This window comes from Pasteurella skyensis, from assembly GCF_013377295.1.
Lineage (GTDB): Bacteria > Pseudomonadota > Gammaproteobacteria > Enterobacterales > Pasteurellaceae > Phocoenobacter > Phocoenobacter skyensis.
Genome location: NZ_CP016180.1, coordinates 94,751 through 117,150 on the forward strand (window position 1 = coordinate 94,751; position 22,400 = coordinate 117,150).

Below are 22,400 nucleotides of genomic sequence, written 5' to 3' on the forward strand. Positions count from 1 at the left end.
TTTTCCATTTTTATTTTCCTTAATATTGTGTATAATAGAAAACTCAACGAATTTATTTTTTATTTGGTTAATGTGGTAATTACCATTGTAACCGTGTTTGTTTTAGAGGGACTTTTATAATGTCTAAACAGAAATTTGAACGTACAAAACCGCACGTAAACGTGGGAACAATCGGCCACGTTGACCACGGTAAAACAACTTTAACTGCTGCAATCACAACTGTTTTAGCTAAAAAAACAGGTGGTGAAGCTCGTGATTTTGCACAAATCGATAATGCGCCAGAAGAAAAAGCGCGTGGTATCACTATCAATACTTCACACGTTGAGTATGATACAGAAACACGTCACTATGCACACGTTGACTGCCCAGGACACGCAGACTATGTAAAAAATATGATTACAGGTGCTGCACAAATGGACGGAGCAATCTTAGTAGTTGCTGCAACAGATGGTCCAATGCCACAAACACGTGAGCACATCCTTTTAGGTCGCCAAGTAGGTGTTCCTTACATCATCGTATTCTTAAACAAATGTGATATGGTTGATGATGAAGAATTATTAGAATTAGTTGAAATGGAAGTGCGTGAACTTCTTTCTGACTATGACTTCCCAGGTGACGATACACCAATCGTACGTGGTTCAGCGTTAAAAGCGTTAGAAGGCGAAGCAGAATGGGAAGAAAAAATCTTAGAATTAGCGGATCATTTAGATAGCTACATTCCAGAGCCAGAACGTGCAATTGACCAACCATTCCTATTACCAATTGAAGATGTATTCTCAATTTCAGGTCGTGGAACAGTAGTAACTGGTCGTGTTGAGCGTGGTGTGGTTCGTACTGGTGATGAAGTAGAAATCGTTGGTATCAAAGAAACAACAAGAACAGTTGTAACGGGTGTTGAAATGTTCCGTAAATTACTAGACGAAGGTCGTGCTGGTGAGAACGTAGGTGCATTATTACGTGGTACAAAACGTGAAGAAATCGAACGTGGTCAAGTACTTGCTAAACCAGGTTCAATCACGCCACACACCGACTTCACATCAGAAGTTTATGTATTAAGTAAAGATGAAGGTGGACGTCATACGCCATTCTTTAAAGGTTACCGTCCACAGTTCTACTTCCGTACAACTGACGTAACTGGTACTATTGAATTACCAGAAGGCGTAGAAATGGTAATGCCAGGTGATAACATTCAAATGGTAGTAAGCCTAATTCACCCAATTGCAATGGACGAAGGTTTACGCTTCGCTATCCGTGAAGGTGGACGTACAGTAGGTGCGGGTGTTGTTGCTAAAATTGTTAAATAATTAGATTTATTTAAGCACAATGCTAAAGGGTGTATTGTAAGATATACCCTTAACAGAATATTAAGAAACCCATCTAGTTTTATAGATGGGTTTTCTTTTTTAGTAATTAGATTTATTCTTATGTTCTATTTTTTGTTTTTTAAAGCATTATAGTTGCTTTCTACAATATCAATATAGGGGTGACCCTTAGGAAATATTTTGTGCAAGATATTTAAAGCCTTTTTGTACAAAGGCTCTGCTTTAGCATACTCGCCTTGTGCTTCATATAAACTTGCGAGATTATTTAATGTGGCTGCCACAGAAGGATGATTTTCCCCCAAAGCCTTTTCTGTGATTGCCAAAGACCTTTTGTACAAAGGCTCTGCTTTAGCATACTCGCCTTGTGCTTCATATAAACTTGCGAGATTATTTAATGTGGCTGCCACAGAAGGATGATTTTCCCCCAAAGCCTTTTCTGTGATTGCCAAAGACCTTTTGTACAAAGGTTCTGCTTTAGCATACTTGCCTTGTATTCTATATAATTCTGCGAGATTATTTAATGTGGCTGCCACAGAAAGATGATTTTCACCCAAAGCCTTTTCTTTTATTGCCAAAGACTCTTTGTACAAAGGCTCTGCTTTAGCATACTCGCCTTGTTCTTTATATAGTCCTGCAAGATTATTTAATGTGGCTGCCACAGAAGGATGATTTTCCCCCAAAGCCTTTTCTGTGATTGCCAAAGACCTTTTGTACAAAGGTTCTGCTTTAGCATACTTGCCTTGTATTCTATATAATTCTGCGAGATTATTTAATGTGGCTGCCACAGAAGGATGATTTTCACCCAAAGCCTTTTCTGTGATTGCCAAAGACCTTTTGTACACAGGCTCTGCTTTAGCATACTTGCCTTGTTCATAGAAGACTCCAGCGAGTCCGCTTTGAGCAACTGCATAATCAAGACTATTGGTATCGTGTTGAGTAAGTTTAATCAGTGTTTCAAACCATTGTTGAGCTTGGTCAAGATTACCTACTTTTCTTGCCATTTGTGCCGCTTTAAGTAAATAATCAGGGTTGTTTCCATCAAGTATTACTGCTTTAGTAAATGCTTTCATTGCTTTGCGGTAATCCACACGGTTTTCTGCTAATTTACCACTTTCGTAGGCTGCTGGGGCGAGTTCTTTAGTCCCTGATTCAACAATTTCATCAAGGATTTTTTCTACTGTTCGAGTATCAGGATTATTACGTAATTCTTCTAAAGCTCGTGCTATTTTTGCTTTAGGTTGGTTTGATTTTAGGGTAAGGATGGTTTTTTCAGCTTCTTTTCTTAATTGTACTTCTTGTTGGTATGTGGCTGTTATATTTTGGAGTTTTTCTTCTGTTGCTTGTAATTCTTTTTCTAAACGATTTTTTTCTTGCTCTGATAAAGAGTGTTTAAGTCCATTTGATAGTTGTTCTTGAATTGTTAATAGAAACTCTTTTAGTTGTTTCTCTGTGAAGCCATTATTAATGGTAATATCACCATTTATATCACGCCCAGCTTCTATGGTATTATTTGTATTTGTATTTGTAGGTTTTGGTTTAATAAAAAATTTAACTATAAAACCAATAGCCATAAGACCAGCACCACTAAATAACCACTCTTTATTTTTTGATATATATACTACGAATTGATCCCAGTGTTGCATTGTGTAATCCTCCATCAAAAGTTTGTACAAGTTCGCTAATCTTTTCTTTATTATAATAGGTGATTTATTTTTCTATTGCAATGGACAAAGGTTTACGCTTCGTTATCCGTGAAGGTGGACGTGCGGGTGTTGTTGCTAAAATTGTTAAATAATTAGATTTATTTATAAAGCAAAATGCTGAAAGAAGACGTATCGAAAGATACGCCTTTTTGTTTGTACTATCTATTTAAGTATAAGGAAAGTTTAAATCCAACGTCTTACGCTTTTTTTATATTGGAGGTATTTGTCACCAAATAAGTTTTCTAAGTGTCGTTCTTCGGGGATAATTTGAAAATAAGTGATATAAAGGCAAAATAATATCACTCCAATCAAGGCGGTAATATTCCCTAACCACAGTCCCCAAGCAATTAAATAGAGAGCTAGACTTAAATACATTGGATTACGGCTAAAACGGTATATTCCTGATGTAATTAAGGTAGATGTTTTACTCGGACTCAGTGGGCTAGCGGTAGTTTTCTGTTGAAAAAATGCAAATAAACACCAAATATCAATAATGATTGCAAGACAAATAATACCAATAATAAGGGAGAGAGAGAATGTCACTTGCCATATCTCTGGCATCAATTTCATTATTAATGCACAACTTAGTAAGACAACGGGTGGTGGAATTTTTAATTCCATAATAACTCCTTTTTTATTTGAATATTCAATCATTATAAAAATAGGTAGCTATAAACTACCTATTTATACTGTGATTACTGTAGTGCTTTATCTATTTTCTCAAATAGATCTTTAGCTAAATTATCCATATCTAATAGACGTTTTAAACCTCTACGCATTAATGTTTGGCGTTGATTATCATAGCGAGAAAATTTAATGAGTGGTTCAATTAATCTTGCACTAACTTGAGGATTAATTTTGTTCATTTTGATTAATATTTCCACTAGGAAGCGATAACCAGAACCATCAATAGAATGGAAAGCTCTTAAATTTTGCGAACTAAAAGCACCTATTAATGCACGTACACGATTTGGATTTTTAAAATTAAAACTAGGATGATCAAGTAAATGTTGTACTGTTTCTAATGCATTCTCATCAGGACGCATTCCTTGAATCATAAACCATTTGTCCATTACCAATCCATCGTGATGCCATTTTTCTTCAAAATGACTTAATAGTTCATCTCTACAAGCCAATTGCGCTTTAACACTTAAACTCAACGCTGCTAGCGTATCTGTCATATTGTTTGCGGATTGATAATGAGATAATACCAAGCTATTTCCCTGTTTTAGGAATGCCAAATAGGATAAACAAGTGTTTCTTAAGGCTCGTTTTGCTATATCTTCTGCTGTAATTTGATAGGTAGTAGTTTCATTTTGATGGTACAGATTTAAGAGATCTTTTCGGAAGATTTTTGCGATACTCTTTTGCATAAAGTGATGTACCGCAGTAATACCCTCAGGATCTATGACTTTAAATAATTCAGCAAACTCAGTTTCTTTTGGAAGTGTCAACATTAGTGCTGTTAGCATAGTATCTTTTTGTGCCGATAACACAAAATGAATTGCTTCAATCATACTGTCTGAAAGTATCAATTCTTCATTCTGTTGATAATGAATAAGATTTTGGTGGAGTTCATTATTAAAGAGTGTTTGCATTGTATCCCAGCAAACAAAATCATTTTCTGCATATTTTAGTAAAAGCAGTAATTGTTCGTTTGAGTAATTATAATCTAAACGTACCGGAGCAGAAAAATCACAAAGTAATGCGGGTACAGGACGATGTTTGATATTATGAAACTCAAAAACTTGATAATTTTGTGTAACATCTAATACATCACTTACCGTCTGAGAATTATATTGTAACTTAACTCTCTTTCCTTTTTCTTGAGAATATAATTGAATTTTAAGTGGGATATGTAAACATACTTTATCTAATTGATCTGCTGTTGCTGCCGTGTTTTGTGCCACTTGTAAGCGATAAGTATAGGTTCGCTCGTCATATTCGTCACTAATTGTTAATTCAGGTGTTCCTGATTGACTGTACCAACGGCGGAATTGGGTTAAATCAATATCGGAAGCTCGTTCCATTGCAGAAATAAAGTCTTCACAAGTTGCTGCTGTACTATCATTTTCCGTAATATAAAGTTGCATTCCTTTTTGGAATTTCTCTTCACCCAACAAAGTATGGATCATTCGAATGACTTCTGCCCCTTTTTCGTATACTGTAACAGTGTAGAAATTATTCATTTCGATTACTTTTTCAGGACGAATTGGGTGTGCCATAGGGCTGGCATCTTCCGCAAATTGTACAGAACGAAGCAGTTTAACGTCTTCGATACGTTTTACTGAACGGGACCATAAATCTGATGTAAATTCTTGATCTCTAAAGACGGTTAATCCCTCTTTTAAGCTTAATTGAAACCAATCTCGGCAGGTAATACGATTCCCTGTCCAATTGTGGAAGTACTCGTGTCCAATAACACTTTCAATATCAATATAATCTTTATCTGTTGCTGTTTGAGGATTGGCTAATACATATTTTGAATTGAAAATATTTAATCCTTTATTTTCCATTGCTCCCATATTAAAGAAATCAACGGCTACAATCATATAAATATCTAAATCATATTCTAATCCAAAACGTTCCTCATCCCATTTCATTGCTCGTTTTAAACTTTCCATCGCCCAAGAAGCACGATCTAGATTACCTTTATCAACATAAATTTCTAAGGCTACTTTACGACCACTCATTGTGGTAAAGGTATCAGCAAGTAAATCAAAATCACCAGCAACTAAAGCAAATAAATAACTTGGTTTTAAAAATGGATCTTGCCATTTCACCCAATGACGATCATCTTCTAATTCTCCCTGTGCAATACGATTGCCATTTGAAAGTAGAATAGGAAATTGTGTTTTACTAGCGGTCACTTTCGTCGTATATTTTGCAAGTACATCAGGACGGTCGAGCATATAAGTGATTTGACGGAAACCCTCAGATTCACATTGAGTACAAATACCATCACCAGACTTGTATAACCCCTGTAAAGAGCTATTTTGTGAAGGATTTAATGCGGTTCTAATTTCGAGTTCAAACTGTTTGTCTGAATAATTCGTTAAATCTAATGTAAGAGATTCTTTATCTTGGGTAAAGTGAGGAAACTCTACACCATTATATTTTAATGATAGAAACTCAAAACTGTGTCCATCTAAACGAAGATGGGTTGCTTGCGGTTTTTTACGAATAACAGTTAAATAAGAAGTGACTATAGTAACAGTCGCATCAAGTTGAAAATCAAGGTAAATTTCACTGATTGTAAAATCAGGAACTTGATAGTCTTTTCTGTGTTTGGCTTTAGGTTGCATACAATTTCCTTAGAAAATTAGATTACATATGCTAGTTTAAATTTATTTGCATAAAATTACAAAAAAATTCATAAAAGTTATTACTTATTGATGTTTTTAGCTTCCATCATTTAGTCTGATAGAATAGAATATAGTCAATTTGAACTCTAGTTGACAGTCATATACAAAATGAAGCTAAATTTACCCACTTATCTTACTTTTTTTCGAGTGATCTTGATCCCTCTTTTTATTATTGCATTTTATTTACCTTTTAAATATGCACCAGAATTGAGTGCATTGCTGTTTTTTATTGCGGCATTGACGGATTGGTTTGATGGGTATTTAGCACGCAAATGGAATCAAGTGACCCGTTTAGGGGCTTTTTTAGATCCTGTGGCAGATAAGGTATTAGTTGCTGCAGCTTTAGTCTGTGTTGTGGAACATTATCACACTTGGTGGGTGACTATTCCAGCAACAATAATGATTGCAAGAGAAATTATTATTTCAGCTTTACGTGAATGGATGGCGGAAATTGGCGAGCGAGCCAATGTGGCAGTGTCTTGGTTAGGAAAGGTAAAAACAACCGCTCAAATGGTCGCTTTAGTTGGGTTATTGTGGCGAGTTAATTTTGCTGCGGAAGTCGCCGCATTCATTGCGTTATATATTGCGGCAATTTTAACTATTTGGTCAATGTTACAATATTTAAAAGCTTCAAAAAATAGTCTCATCAACAATAACTAGAATTAAAGAAAAACGGTGGAAATATAACCACCGTTTTTTATTACTCAGAAAATAGTGCTTTTCTTGTACTAAACGCTTGATTTATTAATGGGTTTATTTCACTCCAACTCAGTGTCAGCTCTTTTTGACCATCTGCATATGAACCAATTTCGTAAACAGGGTATACAAAATTGATGCCTAAAGCAGAAAAATAAAAGTCTTTTGGCAAATACAATTTTTGTTTATTTTGAAAGAAAAAGCCCATATTACCATCTGCTGTACGATATTGTGGCTCATAGCGATCCCATAACATCTCTTTTAATTTAGTTTGATTTTCAGTAGTGAAGAGATCGTCAAGGGAAAGAATAATTTTTTTATTCAAATCAATATTCAAATACTTAACATTGTGTATACCGTGTGCCCCACCAATATAATTAAAATTATTTTGTACGAAAGTCGCAAGGTTTTCTCTCTGTCCAACATAATCAATACTAGAGTAATAGTCTGCACTGAAATAGGTACCACTAATTTGCTCTTTTGGAAGATCCTTGAAGGTATCTTTTGCTTCATTTAATTCATGTTCATATTTTTCAGTGAGTATTTGTAGTAATTGTGTTTTGGAGTCTAGGGTATTATCTCGTTTTTTGTTATTCAAATTACTCATTAGCATTTGCGTTATTAAAAGATCATTCAACCATGCTTTGTTTGTATTGAGGGTGGCGAATGAAAATTCAACAGGATATGTGTCATCTTTACGCTGAAATAACATTACCTCATTTTGAACCTTAATTGCTTTTTCTTTCTCTAATAAATCGATTTGAGACTCTAGCTGTTGAATTTTTTGTTCAAACTGTGTTGTTTGCTCAAGTTGTTTTTGTTTTAATTGCTCTAATTTTTCTTCATTACATCCCACTAAAAATAGTGTTGAAATAATAACAATACTGAGTATTCTTTTTTTCATTTTTTCTATTCCTTATTTAAATTTTAAAGAAAATCGTTCTAATTCTAACCAAATATTATTACTAAATTCTTTTTTCACTTTACGTTCTAATTCTGCTAATTGTTGGCATAATTGAAAAAGTTGGTGATATGTTAATCGATTGATAGCACTTTGGTAAACCCCTCGTTTATTTTGCCATATTTTTAAACGATCAAATTCAGATCGTAAATGGATATTTTTTAGCGGGTAGTTTGGTGTAATATTTTGCAAATTTGTACTGGTCAGATCTAACAAAATTAACAATTCTTTTTGAATTATTCTTAATAACACAACAGGTTGTATATCTTCATTTCTCAAATGAGATAAGATTCGCTCTGCTCGTTTAATTTTTCCATCTAACAATGCATCAATCCATTGAAAAGGGCTAAATTGTGCAGAGTTTTCTATTACTTCTTTTACTCGACTAAAACTGATTTTTTTATCAGGAAAACGCAGCTGTAATAATTGTAATACCTGTTTTAATGCCAGTAAATTACCTTCATAACTGTAACAGAGTAGTTGTGTTGCTTCCTGATCTAGCTGTAAGCCCATTTCTTTCGCTCTGTGGTAAAGCCACGTGGGTAATTTAGTCATATCAGGGGTTTGGCAATTCACCACTAAAGTAACATCTGAAATTTGCGATATCCAACGTTGTTTTTCTATTGCTTTAGTGAGTTTTGGAATATGAAAAATCACTAATATATCAGAATGTATAAAAGAGACTAAGGTTTCTAATTTTTTTTGATTTGCGACATTAATGTTTTCTGGTAAGTGTAAAAGAATGACCTGACGGTTAAAAAACAATCCTCTAGATTGCATTTGATCAAATAAATCTTCCCAGTTTGTGTCATTGGCAACCTTAATATCGATCGTTTCATCAAATCCTTGTTTACGAGCAACTTGAATAATGAGATCTTTTGCCTCACTGGTTAATAGCAGATCTTGACCAGTTAATAAATAACAGGTCTGTAATGTTTTATCTAATGCGTTTTTTAAACCTTCAGGAAAAATTCTCTGCATAATGAAAATTATTTTTCTACAAATACTGGATTTAAGGTTACCATTTTAACAATCACTCGACGAGCGGCTTGTTGGTACATATCCGCTATCATCATTTCCCTTTCTGATGATTTTGCAAGTGCTGCACGTGAATCGTCAAAGAAAGAGCGGTGTACGATTACATCAATTGGATAATGTCCTTTATTTGGAATGGTAACAGTTGTTGAAACTTTTACACTTAAAATTTTCTCTGCTTCACGTGCTTGTTTAAATACAGAAGCAACGCGGGAGCCGTTTGTTGTAGAGTTTAAGCGTAATACTGCTACATTTGGTTGTGCAGGCACTAACTTAACATTATTCAACAATAATTCACTGCGTAATGCTCTTGCCATATCACTATATTGATCGCTAGTTTGTAATGTTAGCGTTTGAAACTCTTTGGGTAATACTTCAGTATTTTTAAAGTGCCAACCACAGGCAGTGAGCATTGTTGTTATAAAAAATACAACAATAAACGAAAGTTTTTTATACATAATCTTACCTATTTTTAATCCATAATGTGGCGACAGGGCATACCCTGTCGTATGTAAATTTACAAAACTATCTTAGGGTTTTACAACCACATTTAATAATTTACCTCGTACATAAATGATTTTGACAATGTTCATACCCTCAGTAAAGCGTTTTACATTTTCATCATTTAAGCCGATTTCTTTTACAGTGTCTTCATTAGCATCGGCAGCAACAGTCACTTTACCACGTACTTTACCGTTTACTTGCACCACAACCAATTTTTCATCTTCAACCATTGCAGATTCATCAAAGGTTACCCAAGTTGCATTATCAATAGTCGTTTCATTACCTAATACTTGCCACAATTTAAAACAGATATGTGGTGTAATAGGATAAAGCATACGAACAACAGCACTTAATGCCTCACTCATAATGGCTTTATCTTGTTCATTTTCAAGGGAAGCTTTGGTTAATTTATTCATCAGTTCCATCACTGCTGCAATGGCAGTATTGAATGTTTGACGGCGACCAATATCATCACTTACTTTCGCAATAGTTTTATGTACTTCACGGCGTAACGCTTTTTGATCTGCATTAAATGAAGTTGGATCTAATTTTACGGTTGCAGGTGATTGTTGATAGTTAAAGACTAAATTCCAAATACGCCCTAAGAAGCGTTTAGCTCCTTCAACACCAGATTCTTGCCATTCAAGAGTCATTTCAGCAGGGGCTGCAAACATCATAAATAAGCGTACGGTATCTGCTCCGTATTTTTCCACCATCTCTTGTGGATCGATACCATTATTTTTAGATTTTGACATTTTCGTCATGCCAGTATGGACTAACTCACGTCCTTCTCTATCGACCGCTTTGGTAATACGTCCTTTTTCATCACGTTCAACACTTACTTCTGTTGGTGAAACCCAAATTCGTTCATTATTTGCCCCTGTATAGTAAAAGGCATCCGCCAATACCATACCTTGACATAATAATTTCTCTGCTGGCTCATCACTGGTTACAAAACCCGCATCACGTAATAATTTATGGAAGAAACGGAAATACAATAAGTGCATTATTGCGTGTTCAATCCCACCGATATATTGATCCACAGGTAACCAGTAATCCGCCTCATCAGGATCAAGCATTCCACTTTCATAATGTGAAGAAGTATAACGAGCGTAATACCAAGAGGACTCCATAAAAGTATCAAAGGTATCCGTTTCACGAGTTGCTGCTTGCCCATTAATGGTCATTTTAGCCCATTCTGGATCTGCTTTAATTGGGCTTTTTACACCGTCCATTATGACATCTTCTGGTAACTCTACTGGCAAATCTTCCATTGGAATAGTGATGGTTTCACCACTTTCTAAGGTTGCCATTGGAATGGGAGCGCCCCAATAACGTTGTCTAGAGACACCCCAATCACGTAAGCGGTAGTTTACTTGGCGTTTTCCACAGCCTAAACCCTCTAATTTATCCGCAATGGCATTAAATGCCGAGTCAAATTCTAAACCATCAAACTCTGCAGAGTTAACCAATTTACCGTGATCAACAAAGGCTTCGTTATTTAAGTCAATTTCAGTGCCATCAAGCGGTGCGATCACTTGATTTATTTGCAAATCATATTTTTTAGCAAATTCAAAATCACGCTGATCGTGAGCTGGCACTGCCATTACCGCTCCTGTTCCGTAGTGCATTAACACAAAATTTGCTACCCAAATTGGCACTTCTTTTCCTGTTAAAGGGTGAATAGCGTATAAACCAGTTGCCATTCCCTTCTTTTCCATTGTAGCAAGTTCAGCTTCTGCTACTTTAGTATTTTTAATTTCATCAACAAATTTTGCAAGTTTTGGATTAGATCTTACCGCTTGTTGTACTAATGGGTGTGCCGCTGCTACTGCAACATAACTGACGCCAAAGAAAGTATCAGGACGAGTGGTATAAACAGGTAATTCTTCATCACTGTCTTTGACTTTAAAGGTAATTTCAACCCCTTCTGAACGCCCAATCCAGTTACGTTGCATAGTTTTAACCATATCTGGCCATTGTGGAAGATTGTCTAATCCACCGAGTAATTGCTCTGCATAATCTGTAATTTTAATAAACCACTGTGGAATTTCTTTTTGTTCTACAGGGCTATCACAACGCCAACAACAACCATCGTGTACCTGCTCATTTGCGAGTACGGTTTCATCATTTGGACACCAGTTTACTGTTGAGGTTTTTTTATACACTAAGCCTTTTTTATATAATTCTGTGAAAAACCATTGCTCCCATTTGTAATATTCAGGACGACAAGTGGCGATCTCACGATCCCAATCATACCCAAAACCTAACATTTTAAGTTGGTTTTTCATATATTCAATATTGCTATACGTCCACGCTGCTGGAGCTGTTTTATTTTTAATTGCCGCCCCTTCAGCAGGTAAACCGAAAGCATCCCAACCAATAGGCTGTAACACATTTTTGCCTTGCATTCGTTGATAACGAGCGATGACATCACCAATGGTATAATTACGCACGTGACCCATATGTAAACGACCAGATGGATAGGCAAACATTGAAAGACAGTAATATTTTTCTTTTGATGCGTCTTTCACCGCTTTAAATACTTTATTTTCAGCCCAATATTGCTGAACATCTTTCTCAATTTCTTTTGGATTATATTGTTGTTGCATAATGATTTATTGCCTTAAAAATGTAATAGAAAAAATTGCTCATAGAATAGCTTAAATTTACTTTTTTTTAAATAAGAAGCGGTCAGATATATACGTTTTTTTGCAAATAATTGTCTATTCTTATCACTACTGGAGTTCTTCTCCTTGTTAGGTATTTTTACAAAACAGTATTAATCAAGATATAATAGAATGAAGTGTTCAAATATCGTTCTAATTATTTGAACATTTTTGATAGATAGTAACTCAGCCAGTTAGGTAAAAAATGTTTTTACAACACTTAAAAAAAAGCCATTATGGAATGCTTGTGATTGGTATTATTATGACCATATTTCTTGTCCTTCCTGATTATAGTATCCATCTTATTGCAGATTTTACCCTTTTTTGTATTGATAAATTTGGATTAGAAATTATTTTATTTGCCACTTTAATGGTATTACTTGCAATAGGTATCAGTCTTAGCCCTATTGGAAAATGGCGAATAGGTAACAATAATGCCAAACCTGAATTTGGATTATTTAGTTGGTTAGCAAGGCTATTTACTTGTGGAATGGGATCGGGTTTAATTTTTTGGGGCATTGCTGAACCTCTTTTCCATTTTTCAAATTTACCTCATTTTGCTCAAAAATATCATCAGTCATCAGATACGGCACTGGCTTTAACCTACTTTCATTGGGGTGTTCACGCGTGGAGTATTTATGGATTAGGTGCATTAGCCGTCGCCTGGTTTGGCTTTAATCGAGGTCGTTCACTACATATTTCAGCCAGTTTTACGGATAAAAAAACAGGGAAATGGCTTCTTGTAGACTGGTTAGCCATTATGGCTATTATTTTTGGACTAGCAGGGACTTTTGCAAATAGTACTGCTTTAGTGCAAACAGGTTTACAGCAAAGTCTTTCATTAAACCTTGATTCAGAGGGGTTCCGTTTTAGTTTTATTTTAATACTCGCTACATTATTTACAGTGTCTTCAATATTGGGATTAGAACGAGGAATAAAAAGATTAAGTCAGTTAAATACAGGATTAATGTTAGCTTTTATTGTGGTAATGTTTGTTCTTTTTAATCCATTAGATATTTTAAGTACCATTTTTTCTTCTTGTAAAAGTTACATTATTCTTTTACCTGAAGTCTCTTTTAATATTGAACCTGAATCAAAACAATGGAGTTTAGGTTGGAGTGTTATTTATATTGTATGGTGGATTGCTTGGACACCTTTTGTTGCTCCTTTTATTGCTAAAATTAGTTATGGACGAACTATTCGTCAGTTTTTATTTTGTGTTATTGTTATTCCCACTTTAGCCTCTATTATTTGGTTTAGTGTTTTTGGTGGAATGGCGCTGTCGCAACCTTATTTAAGTGAACTTATTCAAGCAGTTAATCAGGGTTATACTCAAGGATTATTCCAGTTTTTTACCCATTTGCCTTTTGGTTATATACTCTCTTTTGTTGCCATCTTATTATTGATTACCTTTATTATTACCAGTGCAGATTCAGCACTACTGGTTTGCGGAATATTAAGTAACAATGAAAGTATCAAAAATAAAATTTTATGGGCAATACTGCTTGTTATTCTTTCTATGGCGCTTATTTATATCAATGATGTTGATCTGAATAAGCAGGTTGCAATTGCAGGAGCATTACCTTTTGCTCTAGTACAACTTGGGCAAATCATTGCTATGTTTGTTGATATGGGAAAACAATATAAAAAGGATTCAGTTGTACAAACCTGATGCAACAGGGTATATTTTAAAGATACCTGAAACAGATAATTAGGGAATTAAGATGCAAGATTTTATATTTATTGGCGCTTTATTACTCGCTTTATATAGCTTATATATAGCAATTAAATATTTGGTTAAAGATATAAAAAGTAAAAGAAAACTCAAACATCCTGAGAATGCTATTCGTTCCCTTTCCTTGCAAGAGAAAAAGCACCTTTCTCCCCATTTAAAAATACTTAATTTATCCTTAATTTCTGATGAAATATATCAACTTGATAATGCAATAATTACCATTGATGGCTTTCGTCATAGGGGAACAGAAGTCGCTAAAATGCGTGCTAATGGGATTGATATCTCCATTCCTGAACCTTTAGAACTATTTTTACAAGATAATACAAATACGATTGAATATGTGGTTGCTAAGTTTGGTGTGACATTGGTTGCTGTGGCACTTTGTGTCAATGGTGAAGATTTATTGTCCTATAGTATAAAACGTTGGGAACCACAATCTGATGAGCAAATACTTGCCATTCGTGATGAAACGGTAACAGAATATAAAGTACGACAAAGCCAAGAGGTTTATGTTTGGGGGGCTCTTGCCTTTTTAGCTACTTTAATTGCACTTTTGTGTGCCAGTAATGCAGAAGACCTTGTGTGGTTTAACTATATAATGCTGTTTAGTGGTGTAATGTTGATATTAATGCTATTTGCTATTTTTAAACGCAAGTTGAAAGTTTCTGGACTGAAAAGTGTACAAAAAATCAAAGGCACATTACAAATTGTGAGAGCAAGAGCATTAAATAATATCAATGCGGTAAAAGAAGTTGCTTTTTTAGGTTTAAATCATCCTTTTATGATTAAGGATAAAAAATTATCTGAAGTTGCTCAAGATATTACTGATGATGTAGTCGTTACGGCGGATTTAATCACAAGAGAAAAAGGGCATTTTTATGATTTAATTGCATTTTCTGATGATGTTTCTATTGATACGCTTTATAAAAATAAAACACCCCGTCCACATAAGCGTTTAATCATCTTTACCCTAATTGCAATGACAGGTTCAATCGGCTTTTTTAATTCTGATGTAACTTTTTCAGAAAATTTAGGGTATGCAAGAGCCTATTTACTCAATAATAAAATAACCAAACCGTTGGTAAGTTCATTACTAAATTCCGATACAAAAACTTATCACAGTGTTGATGAATTACTTGCTCAACCACCAAAATTTGGTGATCAACTTGAACTATTAAATATAGATAATTTAGATGTCGTTTTAAAAGAAAGAAACGGCTCATATAATATTGTTGAACACGCTATTCATCTTCATCCAAACAAGAAATATATCCAGCCTGTTATACCTGAAATAATTACTGAATATCTTAATACATACAGAAAAAATAAAGAAGAACAAAAACTTAATGCAATTAATTTTTTATATCAAGCTAAAAGGGCATTTAGTTTGGCATTCTATTATGAAAGAAATCCTATCACTTATCAAAATGAAAGCGATAACAAAAGAGTAAAAGAAGAAATATTGACCTATTTTGAAAAAATATATGGTGAGACAGATTCAATAAATAACAGAATAGAAAATAAAGAGATTCGTGATTTTTTTAGTAAGGATAAAAATATCTATTTAATTCAAAATCCCCAAAAATTTATTGAATTATTAGATCAAGCCTGTATTGATAACTTACCTGTGTCTTGTAAAAAACTATATAAAGAGTTAGCAAATATATTTTCAAATCCACCAAATAACTATTTAGCAGGGCTTTATGAAAAATATCAAGGTAAGGAAATACCTGTCACAGAATTTAAAAATGTCTTTTTAAAACCAGCACTCTATCAGAATAATGTTTTATTTATTATGCCAAGAACAATAGATCAATTCGAAAAAACAATTAGAGATTGGGCTCGTCGGAACAAAAATATTCTTGAATTAGATGGACAATTTGATCTAACCAAAACTCGTGGTGGTATTATTTTAACAGACAGCAAACAGCGTTTTGCCTCTAATTTTCGCAGTTTTGATGGCAAGTTTAACTTTTTCTCTAATATGGCATATACTCAAAATACACCACAAAATTTTATTGGTACAGTGACGAATATTGCCAAAGATAAGGATACCTTAGTGATTAACTTTATTGCTGATAAAAAATACCCGTTATTGCAGTATCAAGCAATCGCAATAGTGTTAGGTGGAATATTAAGTATATTGGTTTTCTTGATAACATTAATTGGTTATTTATTACCGAGTTTTTATCCAAGATCAAAAGCAAAACAAACAAGCGGTCACTTAGTCGAATAAATTTGCAAATTTTGATTGAAATGTTACCGCTTAAAAATAAAAAAAGCTGATAAAATTATATCAGCTTTTTGAAATTACTACTTTTGAGACTAACTTAATGCTTCAAAACGGCGTTCTGCTTCATCCCAGTTTACAACATTCCAGAATGCTTTAATGTAGTCTGGACGACGGTTTTGATAATTTAGATAATAGGCGTGCTCCCATACATCTAAACCAATAATTGGTGTGCCTGAAACGCCTGCAACACCTTTACCCATTAGTGGCGTGTCTTGATTGGGTGTTGAAACAACGGCTAATTTACCATTTTCAATCACTAACCAAGCCCAACCAGAGCCAAAGCGTGTTGCCGCAGCTTGTTCAAATTCTGCTTGGAATGCTTCAACAGAACCAAAATCTTTCTCAATGGCTTGTTTTAGTTTCCCACCTAACACAGTGCCTGTTTTTAAACCTTTCCAAAAGAAGCTGTGATTGACGTGTCCACCAGCATTATTGCGTACTGCTGTACGTTTTGCTTCAGGAACTTTATCTAAATTCGCAATAAGTTCTTCTGGATCTAGTGCTAATAATTCTGGTGTTGCTTCTAAAGCAGCATTTGCATTATTTACATAAGCTTGGTGATGTTTCGAATGGTGAATTTCCATTGTTAATTTATCAAAATGCGGCTCTAGTGCATCATAAGCATAATCTAATGCTGGAAGTATATATGTCATCGTTCACTCCTAAAATGTAATTGATCTAAAATACCACTGGAAACCTTAACATTTTTTTGACTAAAAATAAACACAACAATATTTATTAGTAACTTTTATGTAACGTGCTTTTCAGGTAACCCTATTTCAGCATTAGATTTAAACAACAGGTCTATGGCGATAAAAGAGCAATCCTGGTAATGCAAGTCCAAATACCAATGCTCCTAGCAAGAAACCTGTTTGTACAAAATTATCCACCATTTGTGAAAATAATTGTGGTGAACTACCGTAGTGATTAATTTGTACTATTGCAATCATTGAGCGGTAAGCTGGTACACCAGGGATCATTGGAATCACAGCTGCGACAGTAAAGACTTTTGGGTGTGCGAGGTAACGTTTTGATATATATACACCAGCAAAGCCAATAAGTGTTGCGGCAAAGAACGTTGAAAAAACCAGAGGTATGTCAACGTAAACAAGGAAACTTCTGAAACCGTGTCCTATTGCGCCTAATATGGCACAGTACTTCAGTGCTTTTTTAGGCACATTAAAAATAAGAGCAAAACCCACTGCTGGAATGGCTGCAAAAAACATATCGTCTATTAAAATAAAAAATAAATCCATTTTATTGCCCCCAACCACTAATATGTAAAACATTTAAAGCAAAGACGATGCCAATACAAGCACCAAAGGTCAGTACGGTTGCTAAACTCCAACGTCCAATTCCCATATTAATGTAACCTTTGAGAATGTCTGCTAATGCATTAATTAATGGAAAACCAGGAACGAGTAGTAATACACTGGATGCGAGTGCAATTTCAGGGGTATTACCGATTTGATATTGTAAAGCGAGTCCTGAAATCATAGAGCCAATAAATGCAGTCAGAGCAAAAACAATAAAAGGGTTATAATGCCTCATTGCAAGCTGTTGACGCACAAACATTGCAATAGATGAGGCGATAAAAGTAATACCAAAAATAGCCCAATCTCCTCCTGCTAAATGTGAGAAGCAAGCACAAGATAGCCCTACCATTACCACAACTAAATAACGATTGTATTTAAAAGGTTTGACTCTCTCTAAATTTCGACGAACTTGATAAATATCGAAAATTTTATGCTCTGCAGTAATTACAATATGTTGTACTTCAGTAACCACGTGCATATTGATTCCTCTATCAACATTACGACGTACGGTAGTGATACAGTTCTCATTATATAAAGTAGTTAGCATAATCGCATTGGTTGTTAACGCACATTCTACACTATCAACGCCAAGAGCGACTCCAAGTCTTGTTGCCATTTGAACAACTAAGGTACTTTCAGCACCGTGTTGAAGTAGTAAAAGAGCAGTTTTGATACATAATCGAGTAATCTCTCGTTGCCGTTGAATTTCTCCTTCAGAAAGTATCTTTTCCATAAATTTCTCCCACAAAATAAACTGGTGAGAATTTTAATGAGTAATGAATTTTTATACAATAAAAAAGCAGTCAAATTTCGTAAAAAAATTACAAAATTTGACTGCTTATGATAATCTCATTAACGATTAGTTTTACTTGTCTTCTTCCAATTCTTCTAATTCAAGCTGATGACGAATTTCTTCATATTCCGCTTCTTGAGCGTGAACTGAACCTTCAGGAGCCTCTGATGTTTCTCCCTCTTCCCAAGGGGCAATATCTGGCACTTCTTCAATATGAATAGTACTTAATGAATAATCAGGTTGATAATATAAATCGTATTTTGCCGCTTTAATTGTTGAAAGCATAATTAATGACATTATCACTAATAGTGGTGCACCCGCAAAAATAGAGGCTGTTTGTAAGGTACTTAAATCGCCGATAAGCATTAAGGTTGCTGGCATAAAGCACAGAGTGAATGCCCAAAATAGTCTATTCCAACGTTTTGGCTCATCATCAACTTCATGTTGTACAACAGATGCTAAAATGTAAGAAATACTATCAAAAGTGGTGGCAGTAAAGATAATGGCTAAAATAGTAAATACGGCAATGGCAACTTTAGCTATTGGTAAGGTATGCAAAATAGCAAAGATAGTTGCTGTTGCTCCTTGAGTATTCAGCACATTAATAACATCTAATTCTCCAGAAAGGTGCATATATAAACCATAGTTACCTAAAACCATAAAGAATACAGAACAACCAAGAGAACCAAAGAAGATTGAACCAATTGCCATTTGACGGATAGTACGACCTTTTGAAATTTTGGCAATAAATAGCCCAATAGTTGGTGCAAATACTAACCACCACGCCCAGTAGAACACTGTCCAATCACCAGGGAAGTTAGTATCTTTAAAGCCTAATTCTGTAAATTCACCAAAGGCTTCTGTCCAAGTCATCATTGAAATAATATTGGTTAATGAGCGACCTAAGGCTTCTAAACCAGTGTCAAACATAAAGACGGTTGGTCCTACGCAGAATACAAAAATTAAGAAACCAATGGCTAAATAGAAATTGATATTAGAAAGGAATTGAATTCCACCTTTTAATCCTTGATAAGCACTGTAAGCAAAAATTAGCGTAGTCACAAAGAGTACAACCAATTGCATTGTTGTGTTATTTGGTGTGTTAAAGAGTTCGTGTAAACCTTGAGTTATCATAGGAGATGCAAGACCTAGTGAAGTCGCTCCACCACCAATCATACCAAAAATAAAGAATACATCGACTAAACGTCCCCAATTACTTTTAGCAAATTTTTCTCCCAATAATGGCATTAAACTTTGGCTTACTTTTAAAATAGGGGAATTTCGTACGTGAGCAAAATAAGCAATAGAGACAGCTGGAACTAAATAAATTGCCCAAGCCACAGGTCCCCAGTGGAATAATCCATAAGTACTTGCCCATTTAATCGCATCAGGGGTTGCCGCTTCAATACCAAATGGAGGTCCTTGATAATAGTATGTCCATTCTAAAATACCCCAATAAAGGATACCAGCTCCAATACCTCCACAGAACATCATTGCAGCCCAAGAGCTCGTTTTAAATTCAATGTCATCTTCTGGTTTACCTAACTTAATGTTACCAATATCTGAGAAAGAAATATAAATAACAAAAATAACAGCAAGTACACCAAACATTAAGTAAGCACCACCGAGTTTATCTGTTACAAAACCTTTGATTTCATCAACCCAATAAGCACCTTGCTCAGGGAAGAAAATTAACGGAAGAGTAACAGAAAATAAGATGACTAATACACCAAAGAACGTAAATTTATCAATTCGAGTATCAAATTGTTCTACTTTAGGTTCTGAGGTTTTGTCTGAATTAAAACTACCAATAGATTGGTTAGTTTTTTGTGAATTTTTGTTGAGTGAGTCGTTCATAATTATTTATCTCCATTGTTAGATAAAATACATTCAATATTTTCTAATGGTCGTCCTAATTTTGTACCAAATTCTGTTTGTACAATTGGGCGGTTTATTAAGACTGGATTTTCTACCATTGCTTGAATAAGTTGTTGTTCTGACAGTTTTTTATCTGCAAGATTAAGTGTTTTATAAGGTTCTTCATTGGTGCGTAGTAAATCACGTGCAGACATTCCCATTTCAGTTAAAAGTTGTGAAAGTGTATCTGTGTTTGGAGGAGTATCTAAATAGAGAATGACCTCAGTATTAAAACCTCTTTCTTCGAGTATCGCTAATGCACCACGAGACTTACTGCATTTGGGGTTGTGATAAATAGTTGCTTTTTTCATTATTTTTTCCTAATTTAAAATATGTAAAAAATGAAAATAATCTCACCGCTTTAAAATATAGTTTAATATCTAAGCGGTTAGATATCATCAAAAATTTGCAAATTTATTTACTTTTTGGTGGTAAACTCCCTGCTTTAAAATAAGGCACTTCTGCACGTGGTAATGGTTCAATGCCACGAATATGATCCGCAATTTTTTCTGCCATCATAATGGTTGGCGCATTTAGGTTACCTGTGGTAATTATCGGCATAATTGAAGCATCAATTACACGCAAACTTTCCACGCCGTGTACTCGTCCAAAATTATCAACAACGGCATCTTCGCCTGAACCCATTTTATTACTACAAGATGGATGGAAGGCGGTTTCTGCGTGTTCACGAATAAAGTCATCTAATTGTTTATCACTTTGGCATTCAATTCCTGGTGATAACTCTTTGCCTACATAAGGTTTTAGTGCATCTTGGGTAAAGATATCACGAGTGATACGAATGGCGGATCTAAACTCTTCCCAGTCTTGCTCTGTTGCCATATAGTTGAACAGAATACTTGGATATTCGTGTGGATCTTTTGATTTAATTCTAATTCTTCCACGACTAGGAGAACGCATTGAGCCCACGTGAGCTTGGAAGCCGTGACTTTCAATCGCATTCGAACCATCATAGTTTACAGCGATTGGTAAGAAGTGATATTGTAAGTTTGGCCATTCAAAACGTTCATCAGAACGGATAAATCCGCCTGCTTCAAACTGGTTACTCGCCCCTAAGCCTGTGCCTTTAAACATCCATTCAGCACCTATCATTGCTTGATTATGTAATTTTAAACTTGGTGCAATACTTACAGGTTTTATACATTCAAACTGAACATAAAGCTCTAAGTGATCTTGTAAGTTTTCGCCTACCCCTTTTAATTCGTGAACAACAGGAATATCTAACTCTTTTAATAACTCGGCATTACCAATCCCTGAACGTTGTAAAATGGTTGGCGATGCAATAGCACCAGAGCAAAGTAGTACTTCTTTTTTTGCAAAAGCTTTAATGGATTGCTCCGCTTTTAAATAGCATACGCCAATCGCTTTTTTACCTTCAAATAAGATACGATCGGTGGTTGCTTTTGTGACAATCACTAAATTTTCTCTTGCTCTGACTTCATCAGATAAATAACCACGAGCAGTACTACAACGGCGACCGTTTGCACTTACAGTACGATCCATAGGACCAAAACCTTCTTGTTGATAGCCATTTAAGTCTTCTGTTTTTGGATAGCCTGCTTGCACACCCGCTTCCACCATTGCGTGGAATAACTCATTATTACCAGTCTTTGGTGTTGTTACGTGTAAAGGACCTGAATCGCCGTGATAGTCATTACCGCCAATATCACGAGTTTCTGCTTTTTTGAAATAAGGTAAACAATCCTGATATGTCCAGTTAGCTAATAACGGATCTTGCTCAGCCCAATTATCGTAATCCATTGCATTACCACGAATATAGCACATACCATTGATCAACGATGAGCCACCCAGCCCTTTACCACGTCCACATTGCATACGGCGGTTATTCATATATGGTTCAGGATCGGTTTCATAACCCCAGTTATACTGTTTAGTTTGAATAGGAAAGGCTAAGGCGGCTGGCATTTGTGTACGCCAGTCTAAGCGATAATCTGGACCACCCGCTTCTAATAATAAAACGTTTGTTTCTTTATCTTCGGTTAAGCGAGCCGCTAATACACCACCTGCTGAACCTGCACCGATAATAATATAATCAAATTCTCTCATTGTGTT

The 22,400-nt window shown here is 35.0% G+C and carries 17 protein-coding genes; 4 read left to right on the forward strand and 13 right to left on the reverse strand.

Annotated features, from left to right (window positions below; all coding sequences use genetic code 11):
- The first annotated feature begins 119 nt into the window (after nt 1-119).
- Nucleotides 120-1,304: an elongation factor Tu gene (gene tuf, locus A6B44_RS00440; RefSeq protein ID WP_090921093.1), complete on the forward strand. Its 1,185-nt coding sequence runs from the start codon at nt 120-122 to the stop codon at nt 1,302-1,304.
- Between the two features lie 125 nt (nt 1,305-1,429).
- Here the strand turns inward: tuf and A6B44_RS00445 are convergent, their stop codons facing one another.
- The 3 genes from A6B44_RS00445 to pepN all read right to left on the reverse strand — a co-directional run bounded on the left by A6B44_RS00445 (nt 1,430) and on the right by pepN (nt 6,330).
- The gene (locus A6B44_RS00445; RefSeq protein ID WP_176673431.1) at nt 1,430-2,965 is read right to left on the reverse strand and encodes a tetratricopeptide repeat protein; all 1,536 of its coding nucleotides are present in this window, start codon (nt 2,963-2,965) and stop codon (nt 1,430-1,432) included.
- 243 nt (nt 2,966-3,208) lie between these two features.
- The gene (locus A6B44_RS00455; protein ID WP_090921095.1) at nt 3,209-3,646 is read right to left on the reverse strand and encodes a methyltransferase family protein; all 438 of its coding nucleotides are present in this window, start codon (nt 3,644-3,646) and stop codon (nt 3,209-3,211) included.
- Between the two features lie 74 nt (nt 3,647-3,720).
- Nucleotides 3,721-6,330 (reverse strand): aminopeptidase N, encoded by a 2,610-nt coding sequence (pepN, locus tag A6B44_RS00460; protein ID WP_090921097.1) that lies wholly within the window; start codon nt 6,328-6,330, stop codon nt 3,721-3,723.
- Between the two features lie 168 nt (nt 6,331-6,498).
- On the opposite strand from pepN, the gene pgsA reads away from it, so the two are divergent.
- Entirely contained in the window at nt 6,499-7,050 is a 552-nt protein-coding gene (gene pgsA, locus A6B44_RS00465; protein ID WP_090921099.1) for a CDP-diacylglycerol--glycerol-3-phosphate 3-phosphatidyltransferase, read from the forward strand.
- A gap of 40 nt (nt 7,051-7,090) precedes the next feature.
- Here pgsA and A6B44_RS00470 read toward each other — a convergent pair whose 3' ends face one another.
- The 4 genes from A6B44_RS00470 to leuS form a co-directional block, all read right to left on the reverse strand.
- Nucleotides 7,091-7,990 carry an RsiV family protein gene (locus A6B44_RS00470; RefSeq protein ID WP_090921101.1) on the reverse strand — a complete coding sequence of 300 codons (900 nt, stop codon included), beginning with the start codon at nt 7,988-7,990 and terminating at the stop codon, nt 7,091-7,093.
- Nucleotides 7,991-8,002: 12 nt separating this feature from the next.
- Nucleotides 8,003-9,028 (reverse strand): DNA polymerase III subunit delta, encoded by a 1,026-nt coding sequence (gene holA / locus A6B44_RS00475; RefSeq protein WP_090921103.1) that lies wholly within the window; start codon nt 9,026-9,028, stop codon nt 8,003-8,005.
- Between the two features lie 8 nt (nt 9,029-9,036).
- Complete coding sequence (locus A6B44_RS00480; protein WP_090921105.1) at nt 9,037-9,540, reverse strand: LPS-assembly lipoprotein LptE; 504 nt, start codon at nt 9,538-9,540, stop codon at nt 9,037-9,039.
- A gap of 72 nt (nt 9,541-9,612) precedes the next feature.
- Nucleotides 9,613-12,198, reverse strand: a complete 2,586-nt coding sequence (gene leuS / locus A6B44_RS00485; protein ID WP_090921107.1) for a leucine--tRNA ligase — start codon at nt 12,196-12,198, stop codon at nt 9,613-9,615.
- Between the two features lie 262 nt (nt 12,199-12,460).
- Between leuS and A6B44_RS00490 the strand changes: the two genes are divergently transcribed.
- Together A6B44_RS00490 and A6B44_RS00495 are read left to right on the forward strand one after the other, a co-directional pair.
- Entirely contained in the window at nt 12,461-13,927 is a 1,467-nt protein-coding gene (locus tag A6B44_RS00490; protein WP_090921109.1) for a BCCT family transporter, read from the forward strand.
- 52 nt (nt 13,928-13,979) lie between these two features.
- Entirely contained in the window at nt 13,980-16,226 is a 2,247-nt protein-coding gene (locus tag A6B44_RS00495; RefSeq protein ID WP_090921111.1) for a hypothetical protein, read from the forward strand.
- 89 nt (nt 16,227-16,315) lie between these two features.
- On the opposite strand, the gene sodA is transcribed toward A6B44_RS00495, so the two are convergent.
- The 6 genes from sodA to betA all read right to left on the reverse strand — a co-directional run bounded on the left by sodA (nt 16,316) and on the right by betA (nt 22,394).
- Nucleotides 16,316-16,936: a superoxide dismutase [Mn] gene (gene sodA / locus A6B44_RS00500; protein ID WP_090921113.1), complete on the reverse strand. Its 621-nt coding sequence runs from the start codon at nt 16,934-16,936 to the stop codon at nt 16,316-16,318.
- A 138-nt stretch (nt 16,937-17,074) separates the two neighbouring features.
- Nucleotides 17,075-17,539, reverse strand: a complete 465-nt coding sequence (locus A6B44_RS00505; protein WP_090921115.1) for a threonine/serine exporter family protein — start codon at nt 17,537-17,539, stop codon at nt 17,075-17,077.
- A gap of 1 nt (nt 17,540) precedes the next feature.
- Nucleotides 17,541-18,332: a threonine/serine exporter family protein gene (locus A6B44_RS00510; protein ID WP_090921117.1), complete on the reverse strand. Its 792-nt coding sequence runs from the start codon at nt 18,330-18,332 to the stop codon at nt 17,541-17,543.
- Nucleotides 18,333-18,464: 132 nt separating this feature from the next.
- A complete protein-coding gene (locus A6B44_RS00515) occupies nt 18,465-20,249 on the reverse strand; it encodes a BCCT family transporter (RefSeq protein ID WP_090921119.1) in 1,785 nt (594 codons plus the stop codon).
- Nucleotides 20,250-20,251: 2 nt separating this feature from the next.
- On the reverse strand, nt 20,252-20,620 hold the full coding sequence (arsC, locus tag A6B44_RS00520) for an arsenate reductase (glutaredoxin) (RefSeq protein ID WP_090921122.1): 369 nt from the start codon (nt 20,618-20,620) through the stop codon (nt 20,252-20,254).
- Between the two features lie 103 nt (nt 20,621-20,723).
- Nucleotides 20,724-22,394 carry a choline dehydrogenase gene (gene betA, locus A6B44_RS00525; RefSeq protein WP_090921124.1) on the reverse strand — a complete coding sequence of 557 codons (1,671 nt, stop codon included), beginning with the start codon at nt 22,392-22,394 and terminating at the stop codon, nt 20,724-20,726.
- Nucleotides 22,395-22,400 lie beyond the last annotated feature (6 nt).